Origin of the sequence: Streptomyces himalayensis subsp. himalayensis (assembly GCF_013778455.1) — a bacterium.
GTDB classification, from domain to species: domain Bacteria; phylum Actinomycetota; class Actinomycetes; order Streptomycetales; family Streptomycetaceae; genus Streptomyces; species Streptomyces himalayensis.
Genome location: NZ_JACEHE010000024.1, coordinates 88436 through 110305, shown reverse-complemented (window position 1 = coordinate 110305; position 21870 = coordinate 88436). Strand labels below are relative to the sequence as shown.

Genomic DNA, 21870 nt, shown 5'->3' with positions numbered 1-21870 from the left:
TGGGCCGCCAGGGGAGCGGGTGGGCTCGCCGCCGCGGGAGTGGATGGGCCGCCAGGGGAGCGGGTGGGTCCGCCGCCGCGGGAGTGGATGGGCCGCCAGGGGAGCGGGTGGGTCCGCCGCCGCGGGAGTGGATGGGCCGCCAGGGGAGCGGGTGGGCTCGCCGCCGCGGGAGTGGATGGGCCGCCAGGGGAGCGGGTGGGTCCGCCGCCGCGGGAGCGGACGGGCCGCCACGGGAGCGGGTGGGTCCGCCGCCGCGGGAGCGGACGGGCCGCCACGGGAGCGGGTGGGCTCGCCGCCATGGGAGCGGACGGGCCGCCACGGGAGCGGGTGGGCTCGCCGCCGCGGGAGCGGACGGGCCGCCACGGGAGCGGGTCCGCCGCCGCGGCGCGGCTGGGGGCACTTCCTGGCCCCATTGCCGTACGCCATGCGGGGGGATCTCGGGCCTCGCCCGGTGCGTCGTCGCCGTACCCGGGGACATGACCTCCTATGAGCACCACCCGCTCCCGCGCCCGACGCCGTATGCGTCCATGCGCCTGGGCCAGGGTGATCGTGCTTCTGGCGCTGCTCGTCGGTACGTCCGTCACGCTGACCGATCCCGCCGGGGCCGACGCCCCGCTGCCCCTGGTGGCCGTCGTCGGCGAGGCCGGCGGCGAGTCCACCCACGACTCGCCGGAGTCGACCCTCCGACTGCCCACCCGGCACCCCACTCATCTGCCGGACGCCCCCTCCGTGACCCGGGCCGGGGCGGTCCGTGCTCGGCCGTGGCCGCGTCCCGGCCCCGCAGCGTCGTACGTCCCCTCCGCGCTCTCCTTGCGCTGCATCGTGCTGCGCTGCTGAGCGGCGGCCCGGTCACCAGACCCCCGCCTCGCACCCGCCGGCAGAGAACGCGCGAGCGATCACGCACACGAGCAACCAGGTACGCGAGCAGTCAGGCATGCGACACAACCACGCATTCGCGCTTCACGCGTTCGCGTCATCACGCATGCGTGCACCCCGTCTGCGAGTACCGCCCCACACAAGACACACGAGCAGAAGGACAGCACAGTCATGGCCCACGATCCCTACGCGGCTCTGCACGCACTCGTACGCGCCGAGGCCCTGCGCAACTCCCACGCCGAGCCACGGCCGGCCGACCCTGAGCACAAGGCCGATCCCGAGCACCCCAGGGAGAAGCAGCCCGACGAACGTGACCGCGGCTGAGGCGCGGCACACGACGACGGCCCGGAACCACCCGCGGTTCCGGGCCGTCGGTCACTTCGCTGCCTTTGCCGCCTTCGCCGCGGCCTTCATCTCCTGTTTGTGCGCGCGGACCTTCGCCAGGGATTCCGGGCCCGTGATGTCGGCCACCGAGCGATACGACTTGGCCTCGCCGTACGGACCCGCGGCCTCCCGCCAGCCCTCGGGGCGTACGCCGAGCTGCTTGCCCAGCAGGGCGAGGAAGATCTGGGCCTTCTGCTTTCCGAATCCGGGCAGGTCGCCCAGGCGCCGGAGGAGTTCCCTGCCGCTGTCGGCGCCGTCCCAGACGGCGCTCGCCTCTCCGTCGTAGTGCTCCACGAGGTACTGGCACAGCTGCTGGATGCGCTGGGCCATCGAGCCCGGGTAGCGGTGCACGGCCGGTTTGGCGGAGAGGAGCGTGGCGAAAGCCTCGGGGTCGTATGCCGCGATCTCGTGCGCGTCGAGGTCGTCGGCTCCCAGGCGCTGGGCGATCGTGTACGGCCCGGAGAACGCCCACTCCATGGGGATCTGCTGGTCCAGCAGCATCCCGACGAGTGCTGCCAGCGGACTGCGGCCGAGCAGCTCGTCCGCTTCGGGCTGCTGGGCGAGGTGAAGGGTGACATCCATGTCCCGATGATTGCGCGCCCGCGTACGCGGCGCAGCACGCGTCCGTACGGGGTGACGCGGCGGGTCGTGCTGCGTCAGCGCACCGTCGGCGGATCAGGCCGCGCGCGCAGGGACGTACTCGGTCAGCAGCAGCGCGATGTCGTCCAGGCGGTGCGGGGTGTGGCGGGCGTCGATCAGCAGACGGTCGGCCAGTTCCTCCAGGGATGAGGCGTGTGCGTGAGCCAGCGAGGATCGCAGCGCTTCGATGCCGGTACCGAGGTCCGAACCGCGTCTCTCGATCAGCCCGTCCGTGTAGAGCGCAAGGACCGAGCCGGGTGACAGGTGCAGCTCCGACTCCGGGTAGTCGGGTGCTTCCTCTACGCCGAGTATCGGGCCGCACGGCAGGTCCAGGGCCCGGGTCCGGCCGTCCGGCTCTCGTAGGAGGGGCGGGCAGTGGCCCGCGCGGACCAGGCGTGCGAGCCCGGTACGGGGGTGGAACAGGACATAGCAGCAGCTGGCGAGGAGCCCGGAGTCGAGGCCGAGAAGCAGCCGGTTGGTGCTGGCGACCACGTCGCGGGGCCGGTGTCCGGCGGTGGCGAAGGCACGTACGGCGCTGCGCAGCTGGCCCATGAGCGCGGCCGCGGCGACGTTGTGACCCTCGACGTCCCCGACGATCAGGGCGACACCCTCACCGGCGGGGATGGCGTCGTACCAGTCGCCGCCGATGTCCATGCCGCGGGTGCCGGGGAGGTAGCGGCCGGTGACGTGCATGTCCGGCAGCCGGGGCAGCCGGTGCGGCAGCAGGGCGTCCTGCAGGCCGCGGGCGATGGCGGACTCGGCGTCGTAGAGCCGGGCGCGTTCCAGCGCCTGGGCGATCAGCCCGCCCATCGCGGTGAGGACGCCGCGCTCCTCGCTGGGAAACCGGTGGGCGTCGTTGAAGCCGAGGATGCAGACGCCCACAGGACGGCCGGAGGCGATGAGCGGCAGGAACGCCCAGGCGCTGGAGTCGATCGCCTTGGTGCTGAAGCCCGGATAGTTCTTGAGGAGTTCCTGCCGGTCCTCGATGAACCGGGGGGTACCGGAGGTGAGTGAGTCCGTCGCGGGCTGGCACGACTCCAGGAGTATGCCTTCGAACTGGTCGAGGAAACCCTCCGGGTAGCCGCCCTGCCAGAGCAGGTGCAGTCGCCGCTCGTCCACCTCGAAGACCGCCAGCTTCTGGCCGCCGAACGCCGGGAGCAGCTGTTCGGCGACGGCCCTGCACACCTCGCGGGCGGTGACCGCCTCGGTCAGCGCGCTGCCCATGTGCAGCACGCGGTAGAGCGACCCCAGGCGGGGGGCGGCCATCGGCGCGGAGGACGTGACGGTCGCGCCTTCCATGACGGTCGCGCCCTCTTCGGCGAGCCGCTCCGCCACCGGCTTGCCCGTGGCCGGAGCGGCCCACCCGGTCATGCCGTGGGTGCCCGGGTGGAAGGAGAACACGAGCCAGTGGTCGGGCGGGCGGCGGACCAGGAACGAGACCGGCTTCTGGGTGATGAGGGCGGCCCGGTACCGGTCCTCGTAGACGGGGTCGGACAGCCAGGGCAGTACGTCCCAGGGGCGATGGCCGAGCAGTTCGTCCTGGCCGACGCGCAGCAGCCGTTCGAGACCGCGGTTGGCGTAGGTGACGCGCCCGTCCGGGGCGAGCGCGAAGAAGCCGTCCGCGAGCCGTTCGATGGCGGCGACCGCGGCCAGACCGGTTCCGGAGTCGAGGACGGCGCCGACCAGGCGGGGCGGGGGGCGAGTCTCGGCCCGCCGGTCCTCGGGCACGTCGGCCGCGTGTCCCCACACCTCGACGGTCCGGTGAGTCTCGCTGTCCCTCATGCGCAGGTACTGGGCGAGGACGCGGCCCTCCTCGATCGCGACGCGGGCGGCGGAGCGGAAGCCGCGGACGTCCGTGGGGTCGAGCCTGGCCTCCAGCGTGGCCGCCCGCCCGTCGAACTCATGAGGGGGGATGCCGAAGATCGCGCACATCTCGTCGTCCGCCGTGACGGCCCCGGTGTCGAGGTCCCAGTCGAACAGGCCCACCCTGACCGCCGGGCCGGACGGCACCGGGACCACCAGTGGGATGTTCGCGGCGTCCGGCCCGTCGAGCGCGCCGTGTGCGTCCAGCGCGGCGAGCGCTGCGCCGAGACGGTCGGCCGCGGCGCGCAGCTGCCGTCGCTGCGTCTGCGACAGGCCCTCTCCGCTGGGCCGGGAGGCCCACACCACGGACATGGCCCCGAAGACCCGCCGGCCTGACTTCACCGGTACGGACGCCGAGCCGAAGGGGTACGGCATGGCCACGGCGAACTGGGGGAACCGCCGTACGGTTTCGTCGGCGTCGGCCAGATGGACCGTCCGCCCGGAGCGGTACGCCTCTGCCACGGGGAGTCCGCTGTTCACGGGGATCCGGTGCCAGCCGCCGATCAGGGAGGGCGGTGTGCCCGCTGCCGCAGTGAGCACGAGCGAGCTCTGGTCGCGCGCGATCAGGAAGGCGCTTGCCGCATGCGCCCCGGTCACCTCGACGGCCTTGATGACGGCCGCGACCAGGGCGTCGTCACGTCCCGACGTGCCGCCGACGCCCTGGGCACCGGTCGGCTGCGCCCTGCGTTCCGCACCGCTGGAGCCCATGCTGCCCTCAATCGGCCACAAAAAGGCTTTGTGCGTAGTTTAGGCCGTTTAGTCCACTCTGAGCTGGGCGTGCGGGCCCGCGGATATCGGGCGATGGCCGGTAGCCATCCGGAGTTCCCGGCCTCCCCCCGGCATCCGCCGAGACGTCCCTGAACCATTACAGAAGCGCACACGGAGGGTGTCCATCACGTTTCGAGAAAGACGGACAAGACCCCCTTGACGCATGACAGGACATCCGGCTGTTATAACCCCCACGATGTTCGGTCAGGTTGATTTCTGGTCGATTTTGCTCTCCGCCCCTCCTTCGACACAGGTCCCTGGCTGACCCTGCCCTCAGGAGCCGTCATGCACATCTCACCCTCCGGTCTCTCCGTCCCGGGCCCGAGCCGTCGCACGCTGCTGCGCGGCATCGGTGGCGCCGCCGCTCTCGGCGCCGGCATACCCCTGCTCAGCGCCTGCGGCGGCAGCGGCACGGCCGCCGACCCGAAGACCGTCACCCTCGGCTCCAAGGCGTCCGACCCGGTGCCGAAGAAGGCGTTCGCCGACATCTACGCGGCCTACAAGAAGAAGTCCGGCATCACGGTCGACGTGAACACCAAGGACTCCAACACCTTCCAGGAGCAGATCAACTCCTACCTCCAGGGCACACCGGACGACGTGTTCACCTGGTTCGCCGGGTACCGGATGCAGTTCTTCGCGGCCAAGGGACTGGCCACCCCGATCGACGACGTGTGGAAGACCATCGGGGGCAACTTCCCCGAGGCGATGCACAAGCTCAGCAAGGGCGAGGACGGCAAGTACTACTTCGTGCCGCTGTACTCGTACCCGTGGGCCATCTTCTACCGGAAGAGCGTCTTCAAGGAGAACGGCTACGAAGTCCCCACCAAGTGGGACGACTTCGTCGCCCTGTGCAAGCAGATGAAGAAGGACGGCCTCGTCCCGATCGCCTTCGGCGACAAGGACGCCTGGCCCGCGCTCGGCACCTTCGACCAGATCAACTTCCGCCAGAACGGCTACGACTTCCACGTCGAGCTGATGGCGGGCAAGGCCTCCTGGACCGACGCCAAGGTGCGCAAGGCCTTCGACCTGTGGGCCGAGATCCTCCCCTACCACCAGGAGGGCGCCGTCGGCCGCACCTGGCAGGACGCGGCCCAGACGCTGGCCTCGAAGAAGGCCGGCATGTACCTCCTGGGCACCTTCGTGGCCCAGCAGTTCACCGACAAGGCCGCCCTCGAGGACCTCGACTTCTTCGCCTTCCCGGAGATCGACCCGGCGTACGGGCAGGACACCGTCGAGGCGCCGACCGACGGCTTCATGATGAGCAAGAGCCCGAAGAACAAGGCCGGGGCGGTCAAGCTCCTGGAGTACCTCGGCACCACGGAGGCCGAGGACATCTACCTCAAGTCCGACCCGAGCGTGGTCCACGCCGCCACCGGCGCCGACACCTCGTCGTACAGCGCCCTGCAGAAGAAGGCGTACGACATGATCTCCGGTGCCAAGTCCCTGACGCAGTTCATGGACCGTGACAGCCGGCCGGACTTCACCTCCACGGTGATGCAGCCCGCGCTGCAGAAGTTCGTCCGTGACCCCAAGGGCGTCGACAGCCTGCTGTCCTCGATCGAGCGCCAGAAGAAGACGATCTTCGCCTCCTCATGACGACCGACATCGCCAAGGAGATCCCGGAGGCGGCCGACGTGCCGCCTTCGGGCGCTGCCCCCGCCACGAACGTGCCCCATGGGCACCGCCGCCTGCTGACCCGCCGCGACCGGCTCACCCTCGGTCTGATGGCGGGCCTGCCGACCATCCTGCACATCGCCCTCGTGTGGGTGACGGCCCTCGCCTCCATCGCGCTGGCCTTCACCACCTGGGACGGCATCGGCTTCGACTCGATCCAGTGGGTCGGGCTGCAGAACTTCAAGGAACTCTTCGAGCAGAACCCGCAGTTCTGGCCCGCCGTCCAGCACAACGTCATCTGGTTCGTCGTCCTGATCGTGATCCCGACCCCGCTCGGCCTGTTCCTGGCCGTGCAGCTGGACAAGAAGATCCGCTTCAGCAGGGTGTACCAGACCGCGTTCTTCCTGCCCGTCGTGCTGTCGATGGCCGTCATCGGCTTCGTCTGGCAGCTGATCTACAACCCCGACACCGGCCTGATCAACAGCATCATCGGGGCCAACGAGCCCGGCAAGTACATCGACTGGATCGGCGACCCGGACCTCAACCTCTGGGCGGTCCTCGTCGCCGCGTCGTGGCGCCACACCGGCTACATGATGATCCTGTACCTGGCCGGCCTGAAGGGCGTCGACCCCGCACTGCGGGAGGCCTCCGCCCTCGACGGGGCCAACGAGTGGCAGACGTTCAAGAACGTCGTCTTCCCGACGCTGCGCCCCACCAACACCGTCGTCCTGGTCGTCACCATCATCGAGGCCCTGCGCTGCTTCGACCTGGTCTTCGTCTTCAACAAGGGCGCCGAGGGCACCGAGCTGCTCTCGATCCTGGTCACCAACAACATCATCGGTGAGTCCAGCCGCATCGGATACGGCTCCGCGATCGCGGTCGTCCTGCTGCTGATCTCGCTCGTCGTGATCATCCCCTACCTGGTGGCCACCTTCCGGAAGGAGCGGCGCGCATGAGCACCGGCACCGTCGCGCTGAAGAAGCGCGCCCCCATCCGCCCCGCCCGGGTCCTGCTGCACCTCTTCCTCGCCGGCGCGGCGCTGGCCTGGCTGGCGCCGCTGCTCTGGGCGGTCTACTCGGCGATGCGGCCGTACGCGGAGACCAGTGAGAAGGGATACGTGTCCTGGCCCGACACGCTGAACTTCGACAACTTCACGAACGCGTTCACGCAGTCGGACATGTCGCACTACTTCCTCAACACGATGATCATCGCCGTCCCGGCGGTGCTGTTGACGCTGTTCCTGTCGTCGATGGTCGCCTTCTACGTGAGCCGCTTCGACTTCCGCCTCAACCTGGCGCTGCTGCTGGTCTTCACGGCGGGCAACCTGCTTCCGCAGCAGGTCATCATCACCCCGCTGTACCGGCTGTACCTGCTCATCGACCTGCCCGGCATCACGATGAGCGGCAAGCTCTACGACTCCGCCCTGGGCCTGGTGCTGATCCACGTCGCGTTCCAGTCGGGCTTCTGCGCCTTCGTGCTGAGCAACTACATGCGCACGCTGCCGCACGAATTGACCGAGGCCGCGCTGGTGGACGGCGCCTCGGTGTGGCGTCAGTACTGGCAGATCGTGCTGCCGCTGTGCCGCCCGGCGATGGCGGCCCTGGCGACGTTGCTGTCCATCTGGATCTACAACGACTTCTTCTGGGCCCTCGTCCTGATCTCGACCGGTGAGAACATGCCGATCACCTCGGCGCTGAACAACCTCTCCGGGACGTACTTCACCGACCCCAACCTGGTCGCCGCCGGCGCCCTGCTCACCGCGATCCCCACGCTGATCGTGTACTTCGTGCTGCAGCGGCAGTTCGTCAGCGGGCTGACGCTGGGCGCCAACAAGGGCTGACGGCCCCTTTCTTGAAAGAGACACCCGTGCACCACCCCTTCACGCCGCTCGCCTCCGTCCCCGTGGACCCGGCCCACGCCCGCGTCCACGAGGAGGGCTGGCAGTCCTGGAGCCCCAGCGGCGCCTACGCAGTCGACGCGGCGCCGTACCGCCCGACCAACGACAACTGGGCGACCGTCTGCTATCGGCCCGGGGTCACCGTTCCGGCCGGCACCTTCCAGGGCGAAGGGCTGCTGGCGCTCGACCCCGGGGACGGCTCGCCCGTACGGCTGTGGGCGGCCGCCGATCCGCTGCGGTCCGTACCGTCGATCCGGCTCCAGATCCGGGACGGCCGTGCCGAGGTCAGTGCCGACGGGCCGGTCACCGAGCACAGCCACGAGGGCACCGGTGGCATCCAGGCCGCCCTCGCCGCCTGGGCGGACGGTGTCGTGCAGGCCCTCGGGCTGCCGGCTCCCCGCCCGGCGCCGACCGTGTGGTGCTCCTGGTACGAGTACTTCACCGCCGTCACCGAGGACGACATCCACGAGAACCTCGGCGCCATGGACACCCTCGGCCTGCCCGTCGACGTCGTCCAGATCGACGACGGCTACCAGAGCGCCCTCGGTGACTGGCTCACCCTCTCCGGCCGCTTCCGGTCCCGCGCCGGGCTCGCCGACACCATCCGCGAGAGCGGCCGCCGGGCCGGTATCTGGACCGCCCCGTTCCTGGTCGCCCCCGACAGCGAGCTCGCCGCCGAGCACCCGGACTGGCTCGTACGGGCCGCCGACGGCACCACACCGCTGCACGCCGGGCGCAACTGGGGCCACGACCTCCACGTCCTGGACACCACCCACCCGCACGCGGCCGGGTACCTCGTCGACGTCTTCGCGACCCTGCGCGCCGAGGGCTACGACTACTTCAAGGCCGACTTCCTCTACGCCGGGGCCATGGACGGCGCCCGCCACTCCGGCGCCGACGCCCTCACCGCCTACCGCGAGGGCATCGCCCTGATCCGCCAGGCCATCGGCCCCGATGCCTACCTGCTCGGCTGCGGGGCGCCGATCCTGCCGTCCATCGGGCTCTTCGACGCCATGCGCGTCAGCCCGGACACGGCCCCGTACCGCGATCCCGAGAGCGGAGATTTCAGCCAACCCGGTCAGGAGGCAGCCGAGTTCACGGGCGTGGGCCGCCAGTGGCAGCACGGCCGCTTCTGGGTCAACGACCCGGACTGCCTGATGGCCCGCCCCGCCGTGGAGACTCGGGAGCGCTGGGCCGCGCACGTGGAGGCCACCGGCGGCCTCATGGCCAGCAGCGACCGGCTGCTGTCCCTGGACGACTGGGGTCTGGCCACCACCCGCCGCCTGCTCACCGCGCCTACCCGCCTCGCCCTAGAGGGAGCCTCCCAGTGACCGCCCAGCGCACTCTCTCCGTCCCCGGCATCGCGTACGGCGGTGACTACAACCCCGAGCAGTGGCCCGAGGAGGTGTGGGCCGAGGACATGCGCCTGATGCGCGAGGCGGGCGTGACCATGGTCAGCGTCGGCATCTTCTCCTGGGCGTTGATGGAGCCCTCCGAAGGCGTCTACGACTTCTCCCGCATGGACCGGCTCCTCGACCTGCTCCACGAGAACGGCATCGCCGCCGACCTGGCCACGCCCACGGCCGCGCCTCCCGCGTGGTTCTTCCGCGCTCACCCGGAGGCGCTCCCCGTCGACAAGGACGGCCGCACCCTCTTTTACGGCAGCCGCCAGACGTTCTGCCCCAGCAGCCCCGCCTACCGCGACGCCGCCCTGCGGATCGCCGGGGCCATCGCCGAGCGGTACGCGGACCACCCGGCCGTCGTCATGTGGCACGTGCACAACGAGTACGGCTGCCACAACGCCGCCTGCTACTGCGACACCAGCGCGGCAGCCTTCCGCCGCTGGCTGAGGGCGCGGTACGGGGACGATCTGGACGCGCTCAACCACGCCTGGGGCACCACGTTCTGGAGTCAGTGGTATTACGACTGGGACGAGATCCTGCCGCCCCGCGCGACCGGAGCCGTGCCCAACCCGACGCACCAGCTGGACTGGCGGCGCTTCTGCTCCGACGAGCTGCTGTCGCTCTGCACCGCCGAGCGGGACGTGCTGCGCGAGGCGGCCCCCGCCATACCCGCCACCACCAACTTCATGGTGATGCAGAACTTCGACGCGCTCGACTACTGGCGCTGGGCGCCCGAGCTGGACGTCGTCTCCAACGACCACTACCTGATGTCCACCGATCCCGAGTCGGAGATCGACATCGCGCTCGGCGGCGACCTGGTGCGCTCGCTGGCGGGCGGGCCCTGGCTGCTGATGGAGCACTCCACAGGCGCCGTCAACTGGCAGCCCGTCAACCGCGCGAAGCGCCTGGGCGAGCTGCGCCGCAACGCCCTCGCCCATGTCGCGCGCGGCGCGGACGGCATCGCGTACTTCCAGTGGCGGGCCGCCAAGGCGGGAGCCGAGCAGTGGCACTCGGCGATGCTGCCGCACGCCGGGACGGACAGCCAGATCTGGCGGGACGTGGTCCGGCTCGGCGCCGATCTGAAGGCCCTGGCCGAGGTGCGCGGCAGCACCGGCACGGCGGAGGTCGCGATCGTCTGGGACTGGGACGCCCGCTGGGCGCTGGAGCTCCCGTCGCAGCCCAGCGGCGAGCTCCGCTTCCAGGACCTCGTACGGGACTGGTACGAGCCGCTGTGGCGGGCGGGTGTGGCGGTGGACTTCGTACGCCCCGACGCGGACCTCTCCCGCTACCGCCTGGTCCTCGCCCCGAGCCTGTACCTGGTCGACGACGCGGGCGCCGCCAACCTCACCGGCTTCGCCGAGCGCGGCGGCACCTTCGCTGTCGGGTTCCACAGTGGCGCAGTCGACGAGAACTGCCATGTGCGGCTGGGCGGTTATCCCGGGGCCTTCCGGGACGCACTCGGCGTACGCACCGACGAACTCTTCCCGCTGCTGCCGGGCGAGTCACTGGGCCTGACCGGGGACGTGCCGGACGGCGCCGGCTGCACCCTGTGGTCGGAGCGGCTGCGGCTCGCGGGTGCGGAGGCGGTGGCGTCGTACGCGCAGGGGCAGCTGGCCGGCGTCCCGGCCGTGACGCGGCATGCACACGGGGCGGGTACGGCCTGGTACCTGGCCACGCGCCCGGACCCGGCCACGCTCGCCTCCCTCCTCGACCGCATCCGCGACGAGGCGGGTGTCCAGCCGGTCCTTCGTACGGCCGTCCCGCCCGGCGTCGAGGCGGTCCGGCGGCGCGGCGCGGACGCCGACTACCTCTTCCTGATCGACCACGCCGGTGACGGCGCGGACGTCCCGGTCGCGCCCGACGCCACCGAGCTGCTGACCGGCAAGCCGGCCTCCGGATCGGTCACCGTCCCGCCCGGAGACATCGCCGTCGTACGGGAGCCGCACTCCTGAACCTGGGCGCCTGGGGGTACTCGGCCGCAGTGGATCTCGCGCGGATCGCGGGATCCGGCCGGCCGAGTGCGCGGATGGCGGTGGACGGCATGCCTGAGCTGCCGGATGTCGAGGCGTTCCGGGAGGTTCTCGCCTCCTGCGCGAAGGGGAGGCGGATCGAGCGGGTCGACGTGCGCGACCCGGGCGTCCTGCACGGGGTCAGCGCGCGGAAGCTGCGCCGCGAACTGGAAGGCCGGAGGTTCACCGAGCCCGAGCGGCACGGAAAGTGGCTGCTCGCCCGCACCGACTGGGGGTCCCCCCTGCTCGAGCGAAGCCGAGAGCTTGGGGGAGGGCCCACCGTCATGCTGCACTTCGGCATGACCGGGCAGCTGCTCTGCTGCGCCCCCGACGACGCGCCGCATCCTCATGACCGGGTGCTCTTCACCGTGGGCCGCGACAGCGCGGACCGTGACGGCGTGGGCCGTGACGGCGTGGGCGGCGACCGTCAGCTCCGCTACCGCGACCAGCGCAAACTCCAGGGACTGTGGCTGGCCGACGACACCGGCGTGGCGCGGATCCTGGACCGGCAGGGGCCCGACGCGATGGCGGTGGACCGCGACGCGTTCGACACCGTGCTCTCCGGGCGACGCGGCCGCGTCAAAGCCGTGCTCACCGATCAGTCGGTACTGGCCGGTCTCGGCAATCTGCTGGCCGACGAGATCCTGTGGCGCGCGGGGCTGCACCCCGCGATCCCGGCCGCCGCCCTGACCGACGCCCAGCGCGGTCGGCTGTACAAGGACATGCGCCGCACCCTGCGGTCGTCCATCAGCGCCGGCTGCGTACCGCCCCGCAGGTCCTGGCTCACGGGCCACCGTGACGACAGCGATGCCGCCTGCCCGCGATGCGGTGAGCCACTGCGCCGGGACCGCATCGGGGGGCGCGGCACGGTCTGGTGCCCGCGGTGCCAGCCGATTGCCGCCTGACCCTGCCTGCGTGCCTTACGTCCCTGCGTGTCCAGTCCTTACGACGTACGGCTCTCGGCGTACCACTGTGCGTACGCCGAGAGCCGTCCCCTCCTGCTGTCTACCGGGCCGTACCGAATTCCTGGGTCCAGTAGTCGTTGGGCTGGGCGAGACCGACGCCGATCTCCTTGAAGGAGCAGTTGAGGATGTTGGCCTTGTGGCCGGGGCTGGACATCCAGCCCGCCATGACCTGCTCGGGAGAGGAGTATCCGTAGGCGACGTTCTCGCCGTAGGTGCTGAAGCTGTAGCCGGCACGCGTGATCCGGTCGCCGGGGGAGGACCCGTCGGAGCCGGTGTGCGACATGTTCTGGTGTTCGGCCATGTCCTCGCTGTGAGCCTGAGCGGCCTTGGAAAGGGTCGCGTTCAGGGTCACGGGGGAGCATCCGGCCTTGCTGCGCTCGTTGTTGACGAGTTCCACGATGCGAGCGACGGACCCGGAGGCCGAGGCGGGCGCGGTAGGGGTGCTCGGAGACGCGGGCGTCGCGGAGGTGGGCTCGGTGGTCTTCGGAGTACCGGCCGTGCTCGGCGTACCGGGAGACGAGGTGGTCTCGGGCTTCGGCGCGGTCGTCTTCGGAGTGCTCGGAGACGTCGTGGCCGGGGACTCCGGTGCGGAGGTCTTCGGGACAGAGGTCTTCGGTGCGGAGGTCTTCGGGGCAGAGGTCTTCGCTGTGCCGGGAGGCGCGGTGCGGGTCTTCGACCCCGTCGAATTGTTCTCACGGTCCCAGTTGCGGGCCCAGCGCTGCCAGTCGGCCTCCGTCCCACGCTGCTGGAGGGACGCGGTCTTCTCGGCGCTGTGGAACTGACCGTCGCTTCCGTCCGGCCATTCGGTACAGGCCATGGCGACGGACGGCACTCCCACGGCGCCGATCGCGACGGCAGCCACGGTTATCCGGCGGTAGTAGTTCTTCTTGCGGTGCTTCCCCATGGGTGACCTCACTCGGTAATCGCAAAGCGCCCCTTGTGCGGCTGGTGCTCTGCGCAGACTCCGCTCCTGAACTGCGGAGACGTACTGCGGAGTCGTCATTCTTAGGACCGCTGCCAATACAGGGCAAAGGGCTCTCGTACTACCTGGCTTCGTAGCCTTTGGCGGCGCTTGCCATGGGCGTACGGGCGTGCTGGCCGGGGATGCGGACGCTCCCGGGAATTCTGGCGGCCCGTCAGGAAGCCTTTATGCTCTGTAAACGGGCGAAAGTGTCGAGCGGGTGGAATGCCGGGCGGCCCGGCGCGATATGCCCCCATGCCAAGACGGACAAATCCCATATGTCGGCAGAGCGGCATCTACTAATGGGCACGCTTAGTGCCGGAAGCCGGTATGACGGATGTCACGGAACCATTGATTCCGCTTGCGCGTCGGGCGTCAGGTCGTGCCCACCGGCCGACGGTGCCGGCATCGACGACGGCGGTGGTCTCCCGCGTGCTTTCCGGTCTTTTCGGTGGTTTTCCCGTGCCGCATGACCTTGCTGGCGCGACGCTCGCGTCGCAGGCTGGTGACATGGGTGCTGAAGGCGGCCCTACGCTCATCACGTCCGTGCAGCGGGCCTTCCGTCTGCTGGAGGCAGTCGGCGCGCACGAGGGCGGCGCCCCGGCGAAGCAGCTGGCACGCGAGACCGGCATGCCCATCGCCACCACGTACCACCTCCTGCGCACTCTGGCGCACGACGGGTATGTGCAGAAGCTCGACGACGGCGGGTTCGTACTCGGCGACAGGCTGCACGGACTGCAGACGGGAAGCCGCGCTCAGGCGCTGCTCAGCCGTATCCGCCCGACCCTCACCGCGCTGCGGGACCAGCTGTCGGCCGCCACCTATCTGACCTTCTACGAGGAGGGCGAGATCCGCGTCGCCGAGATCGTCGACAGCCCCAGGGCGCCGCGGGTCGATCTCTGGGTGGGGTTCGAGGACGCGGGCCACGCCACCGCGCTGGGCAAGTCCGTGCTGCGCGAGCTGGACGACGAGTCCCGCAACGACTATCTGTCCCGGCACCCCCTGGCCGACCTCACCCCGCGCACCATCACCCAGCGTGCCGAACTGCTTCGCAGGCTCGACTCGGATCCGGCCACTCCCACGGTCATGGACCTGGAGGAGTACACCCTCGGTACGGTCTGCGTCGCGGTGCCCGTCTACAGCGGGAACACGCTCGGCTCGCTCGGTGTCTCCGTTCGGGCTGACCGTCTCTCCCGCATCGACCGGGTACGGGAGCGTCTGATCCCGGCAGCAGGCCGTGTGACGCGGGGCCTGTCGCTCACTATCTGAAAAATCTCGCTTGTGGCAGGGTACGAAGACCTTGTTATCTGGATGAAGCGGACATTCGCGCGTGTTATCGCCACCGGACGAGGATTCCGTCGGGCGCCCACCGCGGCCGACGGGCATTCCGTCGGTGAAGCACTCCAGCAGGTGACGATTCTCGGAGAGGCATGAGGCAGGCGGATCATCAGCGTGATCGTCGGCCGGCGTGGTTGTTCACGAAGCGACCGGCCGGCTGCGGGCGACGGACCGGCGGCGGCTCGGGGGCACTCGTCGCCGCCGGCGCGCCCGCACTGATCGTCTTCGCCGTCGTGATCCTCTGCTTCGTCGGCGGCGCCCGGCTGTGGCTGCCGCTGCTCCCCGTCGGTCCCGCGCTGGCCGCCGCCGTCAGCCGGCCGCGAGCCGTCGTGTGCGTCGGATTCCTCGCCTCCGCCCTGGGAGCCCTGCTCGGAACACTGGACGGCATGTCGGCCGGCGACCTGGCGGTCGTGCTGGCCACCGTGGTCGCCGTCACCCTGGCGAGTGGCCTGGCCAGCGCACTGCGCGGGCGCCGCGAACGGGTTCTGGCAGCCGTGCGTTCGGTTGCCGAGGCCGCCCAGCACGCGCTGCTGAGACCCGTTCCTGCCGCCGTAGGCCCGTTCCAGGTGGCCGTCCGCTACAGCGCCGCCGCGGCGGAGGCCCGGATCGGCGGCGACCTCTACGCGCTGGTGCCCACGCCGTACGGGGTCCGGCTGATCGTCGGCGATGTGCGCGGCAAGGGGCTGCCCGCGGTGAGCACCGCCGCGCTGGTGCTCGGTGTCTTCCGCGAGGCGGCGTACGACGAGCCCGACCTCCTCGACGTCGTCGCCAGGATCGAACGGAGCCTGGCGCGCAACCTCGCGGCCGACGACTTCGTCACCGCCGTGGTCGCGGGATACCCGAAGGACGGGCGCATGGAGCTGGTGAACTGCGGGCACGCCCCGCCGCTGCTGGTGCGCGACTGCGAGGTCACAGCCGTCGAGCCGTCCCGTCCGGCCCCGCCGCTGGGGCTGGGGGCCCTCGGCGGCGAGACCCCGGCCCTCCACATACTGCCTTTCGACGACGGGGACCAGCTCCTGCTCTACACCGACGGGGTCACCGAGGCCCGCGACCACCGCCGCGAGTTCTATCCGCTCGGTGAGCGGCTCGCGCGGCATGTCACCCACGATCCGTCCCATACCGTCGCCGCACTTCACGACGAACTCCTGACGCATGTGGGGGGCCGCCTGCACGACGACGCGGCGCTGATCATGCTGCGGAAGCCGGTGGGGTCCGCGGCGGCCTGGGTGGTGGACTCCGCGGCAGGGGAGGGGACGTCCGGGGAGGTGATGTCCCGGGAGGGGACTGTCGGCTCCGGGGAGGGGACGTCCGGAGAGGGGACTGTCGGCTCCGGCGAGGGGACGGTCGGCTCCGGGGCGGGCGTCGCCTGGTCCCGGGAGGGTGCCCGGGGCAGGGCTTTCGGTTACGGCGTGGGGGCCCCGGAGTTCGGGGCAGGGGCCGCCGCCGGATTCGGGGTGAACGCCGCAGGGTTCGGGGCTGGGCCCGCCGGATTCGGGGTCGGGGCCGCCGAGGGCGATGGCGGAGGTCAGAGGCGGCCTCGGCTGCCGCGTACGCCTTGTCTTTGAGGGCCGGGGCCTTTGAGGGCCGGGCCTTTGAGAGCCGGGGGCCTTTGAGGGCTAGGGGCCTTTGAGGGCGGGAGCCTGAGGGCCCCGGCTCGCAGCTCGATGGTCATCCGAGAAGGCCAGCCAGCCGAGCCCTGGGTGTAGGGGTGCCGGGGGAACTCCCGCGGACGGCGGCCCGTTACGAACGAACGGATGATGAAACCGGATTGAAGCCCAGTGCACCAAGCTCACCCGGTTCATAAAGTTCCCAAGAGTTCCGAGAGTTCGCAGAGTTCGCTGAGGTACTGAGAGTTCGCTGAGGTACTGAGTTCGCAGCCCCACCCCACTCATCACGGAGGCAAGGAACCATGACCCGGAACCACCCCCAGCCGTCCCGGCGCACCGTCCTCGGCGGTGCCGCCGTCGCCGCGCTCGCAGTGGCGACCGGCGCCGGCACGGCGAGCGCTGCTTCCGCCGCCACGGCTGCCGCGTGGCCGACCGAGTTCCCGCTCCCCAACGGCTTCCTCCCCGAGGGGATCACCATCGGCGGAAAGCCCTACGCCTATATGGGATCCCGCGCCAACGGCGCCGTCTACCGCACCGATCTGCGCACCGGCGAAGGCGGTTTCCTCTACGAGGGCGCCACCGGCACGGCCGCCATCGGGCTGAAGCTGGACCGCGACGGCCTGCTCTACGTCGCCGGAGGCGGCGGAGGGACGGCGAGGGTCGTCGACAGCCGCACCGGCAACCTCGTGACCACGTACCAACTGACGGACCCGTCCGGACACTTCATCAACGACGTCATCCTGCTCGGCGACCGCGCCTGGTTCACCGACTCCCGCGACAGCGTGCTCTACGGCCTGCCGCGCGGCCGCGAAGGAGAGATCCGGGCCCTGCCGCTCAGCGGTGACTGGGTGCAGACGCCCAATGTGAACAACGCCAACGGCATCGTCGGCACCCCCGACGGCCGAGGGCTGATCGTCGTCAGCAGCTCGCCCGGCAAGCTCTACCACGTGGACCTCAAGACCGGTCACGCCACCGAGATCGTGCTGAACGGCGCGGCCGACGTCGCCAACGGCGACGGCCTCTTCCGCATCGGCCAGGCGCTGTACGTGGTGCAGAACCGCCAGAACCTCATCAGCGTGTTCGACCTCGACGCCAAGATCAGCTCGGCCACCCTGCGCCGCACGATCACGGACCCCCGCTTCGACGTCCCCACCACAGCCGCCCGCTGGGGCGACCGCCTTTACCTGGTCAATGCCCGCTTCACCAGCCCCCAGACCCCTGACACGACGTTCAACGGCGTCGCGGTCTCCATCTGACGCGAGGCTTCGCCCTCGGTCCATCTGACGCGAGGCTTCGCCCTCGTCGCCGGGCCCCGGCCAGTGTCCGGTCGGGGCCTCGTTCGCTCTGGTGTGCGGCGGGCCGCAGCGCACGCCGTCACTCGGACGCGGTTCGAAGTCCGACTGAGACGCAAAAGCCAACTGAGACGGAAATACGGAAATTGAGACGGACAACGTCGAAGGGCCCCACCGCGAACGGTGGGGCCCTTCGACATCGTGCCCGGTGAGGCACTGGCGGAGGATACGAGATTCGAACTCGTGAGGGGTTGCCCCCAACACGCTTTCCAAGTCTTCGTCCGGGGGTTCGGTGGGGGGCGGGGGTGTTCTGACCTGGGGTGGAGTGGGTGATGGCGGAGCTCTTGGACGGTTCCGGACGGGGGCGAATGAGACCAGAACTGAGACCAGGGTGCTCGGTGTTCTGCCTGGTCAGGCACCGCATTCGAGCCCATGCGACGTGCCGATCAGGAGCCGGTGTCGCCTGGCTGGCTGCGTGGCCCTCTCGGAGTCTGTGTATGCGGGTTGTCCCTTCGGAGTGTCAGTGGTGCCCGGTAGGTTCTGCTGGGGCACGTCACCACGAACGGGGAGACATCTCGATCATGTACGACGCCGAATTAATGGCTGTGGCCACTGGCGCAGCCGGCACGCTCGTCGCGGCCATAGCCACGTCGGGCGCCGAGAAGATGCGCCTGAAGGTCGCGCACTTCTTCCGCCGCGCCACCCCGGATGAACAGAGAGCGGCCGCTCAGGCAGTGGATGACACCGCTGCCCAGCTCACGGCGCCCTCTCCAGAGGCCCAGGCGCTCGCAGCGACCGCCTGGGCGCAGCTCATCGCCCAGTACCTTGCCGAGCACCGCGACGCCATGAGCGAAGTGGACGAACTCGCGGTACCTACCCCGCCGGCCTCGAAGGTCTGGAACCAGCACAACACCGGCACAGGAACGTTCATCGGTGGTGACGTCCACGGGGGCATGACCTTCAACTACGGCGGGGCGTCAGATGGCGGACGCTGAGCACCGGGAGCAGCACAACCACGGCTCCGGCACGTTTGTGGGCGGCGACGTCCACGGTGGCCTCTGGCAGGTCTTTCTCCCGCCGTACGGGAAGAAGACGTCCGGCAATCCGGCGCCGCCGAAGCGCCGGCCCGAGCAGGACGACGACGAGGAGGATGACTACGAGGACCGCCTGGAGTCTCTGTTCGGGTCGGCATGGATTGCCGCTTCGGCGGGTCTGGCCGTCGTCTATGCGGTCATGGGCTGGCCTTGGACCGACCATGAACCGACTCCGGGTATCGCTGCACGCATCGGCGTAGGGCTCGTCGCCTTCTATGTTTGCTTGGCCGCGGCGGCTGCCTTCTTCGCCCGTCTCGCTCAGGTCTTCGAGCTCTGGTCGGAGCAATGTGCGATCACGGCTGCACAGAGCCGAGGTCGATTCGTTGCCAGGCCCCCTGCATCCATGTCCAGGGCGATGGCTGCATCGACGGCAGCGGCAGCTCTTGCAGCCGAACTGCTGGCATCTCTGTTCGGTTGGTCGTCGTTCGGAGGCGAGGTAGCTCAACGCGCGCATCTAGCCCGGCTCAACGCGGCTACCAACGCAAAGTCGGCTTGCGCCGCTACGAAGGGGCGCAAGGCATAGTCACGGGCTGGCGGGGCTCACCGTAGGCAGGCGATACCCGGCGTAGGGCGCGGGCGCCGCTGCCAATCTCCCACACGCCGTGGTGTGTTCAAGCACGCGCTGCTACAGCCCGCATAGCTGCTGGAGGAACTTCGCTGCGTCGAGCCCTGCCCGCTCTGCCAGTACCGGGATGTCTGCGTTCCCCAGCTCCAACCCCGTGATCTCGGGCATGTCCTCGGGTCGGTCCCAGTTGCCCGACGCATCGAGCGCTCCGCCAACAGATGTTGAGCCGGTCGATGTCGAGTCACAGCACAGGTATCTGACGGTCACTCAGCGATGTCAGTGGCGTGTCGTACAGTCCACCCACAGGAGACCCTGCCGGTTCTCGTCGGCAGCTCCGTCCACGAAATTCCGTACCGCATCGTTGCGTACATCGGTACTTTCTTTGGTGAGCGCGCGTACTTGTCAGAGTGAGGCGAGGCACAGTGCAAGAACCCACACCTGTCACCGTCTACCAGTCCAGCTTTGCCGCCTGCACGCGGACGTTGGATCCTGGGCTGCTTGAGACACTGCGAATCAGTGAATCTGCCGTGCTCTTGATGGAGGCCTTCGTCTCGCTGTGCAAGGCGCTGACCAACGACAGTGACCCGCGGCCGTGGCAGGAACGGGTTGAGGACTGTTTTTCAGAGGTTACAGAAGAGCGGCTGAAGGAAATGGTCCAAGCCTTCGTTGATGAATGTGAAGGTGAGCAGCTGCAACGCTGGGTGGAGCGGTTTAAGAACCAGAACTACAGCAGCTTCGCTGAGCGCCTTCTGGGGGCGGCAACGTATAAGCGCTTCATTGATTCCCTAAAGCAAGATGGTGCCGTGGTCGCGCTGGCCGTTCGACGCGGGGTGCGCGCACTCACTCCTTTCATTGTGGCATGGAATGACGCCGTCAAGATTTCTTCACAAAATCAGCTTAAGGATGTCCAGCCGGCCAATATTCTCGCGGTGAATGCCGTCGAAATGCTGGTGTCGCTCGACGACTTCCTCGGGGAGAAGGTCCTCGCCGCCCTTCCCATGGAACTGACAAGTGCGAAGAAATCTGATCTTGCGACGCTGGCGCCAGAAGGCATAGACGACCTGGTGGCCAGCTTTCGCTCCATGGTGGCGGAAGCTTCGGTCAAGCGTGTGGAGCGCAGGAATTCTCCGCTTGTACGGAAAATTCGAGGCGCGCGAGACGCTCTTCGATTCTCGGAGGATGGTGTTTCCCAGGCCGCCAACTCCCTCATCGAGTTGCTTGATCGCATCATGCGAGAAAGCTTTAAGCCTGCAGAAGTTCTGGCCTGGGTGGATGGCAATCTTCCAGATGGGATAGATTTGACGCACGAAGTGCAAGGGCAAAGGCGCCCGACCAAGCGTGCGGAAGCCCTATGCTTTGTTTATGGCGGCGACCCCATCATGCCACGCGAGGCTAGCGACAACGATGATGGTCAAGGTCCCGACTTTATCCACGATGTGATCGCTATTTCATTGGTCTCTATTCGGAATCAGTTGCAGAAGATGAAGCATGCTGATCACGGGACGCCTGAGGAGAAGGTTCAGCTCTTGAGCGTCCTCGCGGCGCTCGAAGGGGCTCTTATGCTGGGTCTCACTATTGGCAGCCTGTCAGCTGAACCGGAACCTTCCGAGGAATTGCCTGCGGCGTAGCTGCTTTGAAGGGTGGATGGGGAGTTCAGGTCGACGGGCAGGGCGTGGAGCCACTCGTTGGGGCTGAGGAAGACTCACAACCCCGTAACAGGCTGCCCTGTGAGTGCCTGCGCGACTTGCCACAACTGACCGCCGCGGGACGCCTTCACCAGAACGACGTCGCCGGGGCGGATGATGGACTTCAGGTAAGCGGCGGCGGTGCCGTTGTCGCCCACCATCGCGATGTCCGGCACGCCCGCCGCGCCCGCCGCCAAGGCGAGTTGCTTGGCGAGGTCTCCGCCGACCGCCACCACGAAGTCGACGCCGTTTTCGGCCGCCATGCGTCCGACCTCGCGGTGGGCTTCGACGGACTCGTCGCCCAGCTCCAGCATCTCTCCGAGCACGGCGATCCTCCGGCCGCCCGCGGCCTCGGTCGTGTCGCCGTCTGCCTCGGTCATCAGGACTCTCCGTTGTGAATGAGGGGCGCGAAGGTGATTGCGCGGCCGGTGTAGGAAGCGGATACGCAGCTGAGGGGGACTCGATCGTGTGTCTGGCCCCAGGCCGACGGGTCTCGGAAGTGGATCGTCGGGTCGGGGCCATCCTCGTAGCCACGGAGGATGACGAGGTGGCCGCCGGCGCGGCCGTCGTCGGGAAACTGCTCGGTCACGGACACGATGAGCGGTGCGTCGTCGAGCCACCGCGTCAGGTCCTCGACCGGGACCGGCTCGGCGGTCGAAGGGACTCCGAGGTCGGTAGCCAGGCTCGCGATCCCCGCGTGAACGGCTCCACGCGGGGTCAGAACCTCGTGCTTGACCGCGAGTTTCAGCAGTTCCGTGACCGTGGGTGCCTTGCGCCCGTAGGCGAGCAGGATCATTCTCAGCGACGCCAGGCCGCACGCCCGGTTGGACCATTCCAGCCTGTCCCCGAGTGCCCATCCTCCGTGCAGATCCCATTCGGCGGGGGCGATGAGCTGTCGGCACATGGGGAC

19 protein-coding genes and 1 pseudogene are annotated in these 21870 nt (G+C 69.3%); 15 read left to right on the top strand and 5 right to left on the bottom strand.

The genetic code is table 11. From position 1 onward, the window contains the following. Positions 1 to 486 precede the first annotated feature (486 nt). Together H1D24_RS31005 and H1D24_RS31000 are read left to right on the top strand one after the other, a co-directional pair. On the top strand, positions 487 to 837 hold the full coding sequence (locus H1D24_RS31005; RefSeq protein ID WP_181661034.1) for a hypothetical protein: 351 nt from the start codon (positions 487 to 489) through the stop codon (positions 835 to 837). 210 nt (positions 838 to 1047) lie between these two features. After that, positions 1048 to 1200, top strand: coding sequence for a hypothetical protein (locus H1D24_RS31000; RefSeq protein ID WP_181661033.1), 153 nt, complete (start codon positions 1048 to 1050; stop codon positions 1198 to 1200). A 51-nt stretch (positions 1201 to 1251) separates the two neighbouring features. Here H1D24_RS31000 and H1D24_RS30995 read toward each other — a convergent pair whose 3' ends face one another. Beyond that, positions 1252 to 1842 carry an HhH-GPD-type base excision DNA repair protein gene (locus H1D24_RS30995; RefSeq protein ID WP_181661032.1) on the bottom strand — a complete coding sequence of 197 codons (591 nt, stop codon included), beginning with the start codon at positions 1840 to 1842 and terminating at the stop codon, positions 1252 to 1254. Positions 1843 to 1935: 93 nt separating this feature from the next. Then, a complete protein-coding gene (locus H1D24_RS30990; RefSeq protein ID WP_181661031.1) occupies positions 1936 to 4470 on the bottom strand; it encodes a SpoIIE family protein phosphatase in 2535 nt (844 codons plus the stop codon). A 345-nt stretch (positions 4471 to 4815) separates the two neighbouring features. Here H1D24_RS30990 and H1D24_RS30985 point away from each other — a divergent pair, with 345 nt between their 5' ends. The 6 genes from H1D24_RS30985 (at position 4816) to H1D24_RS30960 (ending at position 12358) form a co-directional block, all read left to right on the top strand. Then, positions 4816 to 6126 (top strand): ABC transporter substrate-binding protein, encoded by a 1311-nt coding sequence (locus tag H1D24_RS30985; protein ID WP_181661030.1) that lies wholly within the window; start codon positions 4816 to 4818, stop codon positions 6124 to 6126. After that, complete coding sequence (locus H1D24_RS30980; protein ID WP_181661029.1) at positions 6123 to 7100, top strand: carbohydrate ABC transporter permease; 978 nt, start codon at positions 6123 to 6125, stop codon at positions 7098 to 7100. Before H1D24_RS30985 ends, H1D24_RS30980 begins: the two co-directional genes overlap by 4 nt. Then, positions 7097 to 7984 (top strand): carbohydrate ABC transporter permease, encoded by an 888-nt coding sequence (locus H1D24_RS30975; protein ID WP_181661028.1) that lies wholly within the window; start codon positions 7097 to 7099, stop codon positions 7982 to 7984. The genes H1D24_RS30980 and H1D24_RS30975 overlap by 4 nt, the downstream gene beginning before the upstream one ends. A 26-nt stretch (positions 7985 to 8010) precedes the next feature. Further along, the gene (locus H1D24_RS30970; RefSeq protein ID WP_181661056.1) at positions 8011 to 9372 is read left to right on the top strand and encodes a glycoside hydrolase family 36 protein; all 1362 of its coding nucleotides are present in this window, start codon (positions 8011 to 8013) and stop codon (positions 9370 to 9372) included. Continuing rightward, positions 9369 to 11396: a beta-galactosidase gene (locus H1D24_RS30965; RefSeq protein WP_181661027.1), complete on the top strand. Its 2028-nt coding sequence runs from the start codon at positions 9369 to 9371 to the stop codon at positions 11394 to 11396. The genes H1D24_RS30970 and H1D24_RS30965 overlap by 4 nt, the downstream gene beginning before the upstream one ends. Positions 11397 to 11485: 89 nt before the next feature. Further along, positions 11486 to 12358 carry an Fpg/Nei family DNA glycosylase gene (locus H1D24_RS30960; protein WP_181661026.1) on the top strand — a complete coding sequence of 291 codons (873 nt, stop codon included), beginning with the start codon at positions 11486 to 11488 and terminating at the stop codon, positions 12356 to 12358. A 100-nt stretch (positions 12359 to 12458) separates the two neighbouring features. On the opposite strand, the gene H1D24_RS43710 is transcribed toward H1D24_RS30960, so the two are convergent. Next, positions 12459 to 12815 carry a CAP domain-containing protein gene (locus H1D24_RS43710; RefSeq protein WP_309484498.1) on the bottom strand — a complete coding sequence of 119 codons (357 nt, stop codon included), beginning with the start codon at positions 12813 to 12815 and terminating at the stop codon, positions 12459 to 12461. Position 12816: 1 nt separating this feature from the next. Between H1D24_RS43710 and H1D24_RS43705 the strand changes: the two genes are divergently transcribed. From H1D24_RS43705 to H1D24_RS30925, 7 genes and pseudogenes are all read left to right on the top strand, one after another. Next, positions 12817 to 13200, top strand: coding sequence for a hypothetical protein (locus tag H1D24_RS43705; protein ID WP_309484497.1), 384 nt, complete (start codon positions 12817 to 12819; stop codon positions 13198 to 13200). A gap of 689 nt (positions 13201 to 13889) precedes the next feature. Next, positions 13890 to 14648 carry an IclR family transcriptional regulator gene (locus H1D24_RS30950; RefSeq protein WP_181661024.1) on the top strand — a complete coding sequence of 253 codons (759 nt, stop codon included), beginning with the start codon at positions 13890 to 13892 and terminating at the stop codon, positions 14646 to 14648. 161 nt (positions 14649 to 14809) lie between these two features. Continuing rightward, positions 14810 to 15940, top strand: a pseudogene (locus H1D24_RS30945) (PP2C family protein-serine/threonine phosphatase); the annotation flags it as partial. A gap of 686 nt (positions 15941 to 16626) precedes the next feature. Beyond that, positions 16627 to 17580 carry an SMP-30/gluconolactonase/LRE family protein gene (locus H1D24_RS30940; RefSeq protein ID WP_181661022.1) on the top strand — a complete coding sequence of 318 codons (954 nt, stop codon included), beginning with the start codon at positions 16627 to 16629 and terminating at the stop codon, positions 17578 to 17580. Positions 17581 to 18197: 617 nt separating this feature from the next. After that, positions 18198 to 18611, top strand: a complete 414-nt coding sequence (locus H1D24_RS30935; protein WP_181661021.1) for a hypothetical protein — start codon at positions 18198 to 18200, stop codon at positions 18609 to 18611. Continuing rightward, positions 18598 to 19233 (top strand): hypothetical protein, encoded by a 636-nt coding sequence (locus H1D24_RS30930; RefSeq protein WP_181661020.1) that lies wholly within the window; start codon positions 18598 to 18600, stop codon positions 19231 to 19233. The genes H1D24_RS30935 and H1D24_RS30930 overlap by 14 nt, the downstream gene beginning before the upstream one ends. A gap of 464 nt (positions 19234 to 19697) precedes the next feature. Beyond that, the gene (locus H1D24_RS30925) at positions 19698 to 20903 is read left to right on the top strand and encodes a hypothetical protein (protein ID WP_181661019.1); all 1206 of its coding nucleotides are present in this window, start codon (positions 19698 to 19700) and stop codon (positions 20901 to 20903) included. Positions 20904 to 20977: 74 nt separating this feature from the next. On the opposite strand, the gene H1D24_RS30920 is transcribed toward H1D24_RS30925, so the two are convergent. Further along, complete coding sequence (locus tag H1D24_RS30920; RefSeq protein ID WP_181661018.1) at positions 20978 to 21340, bottom strand: glutamate ligase domain-containing protein; 363 nt, start codon at positions 21338 to 21340, stop codon at positions 20978 to 20980. Then, positions 21340 to 21864 (bottom strand): cysteine peptidase family C39 domain-containing protein, encoded by a 525-nt coding sequence (locus tag H1D24_RS30915; protein ID WP_181661017.1) that lies wholly within the window; start codon positions 21862 to 21864, stop codon positions 21340 to 21342. The genes H1D24_RS30920 and H1D24_RS30915 overlap by 1 nt, the downstream gene beginning before the upstream one ends. Positions 21865 to 21870 lie beyond the last annotated feature (6 nt).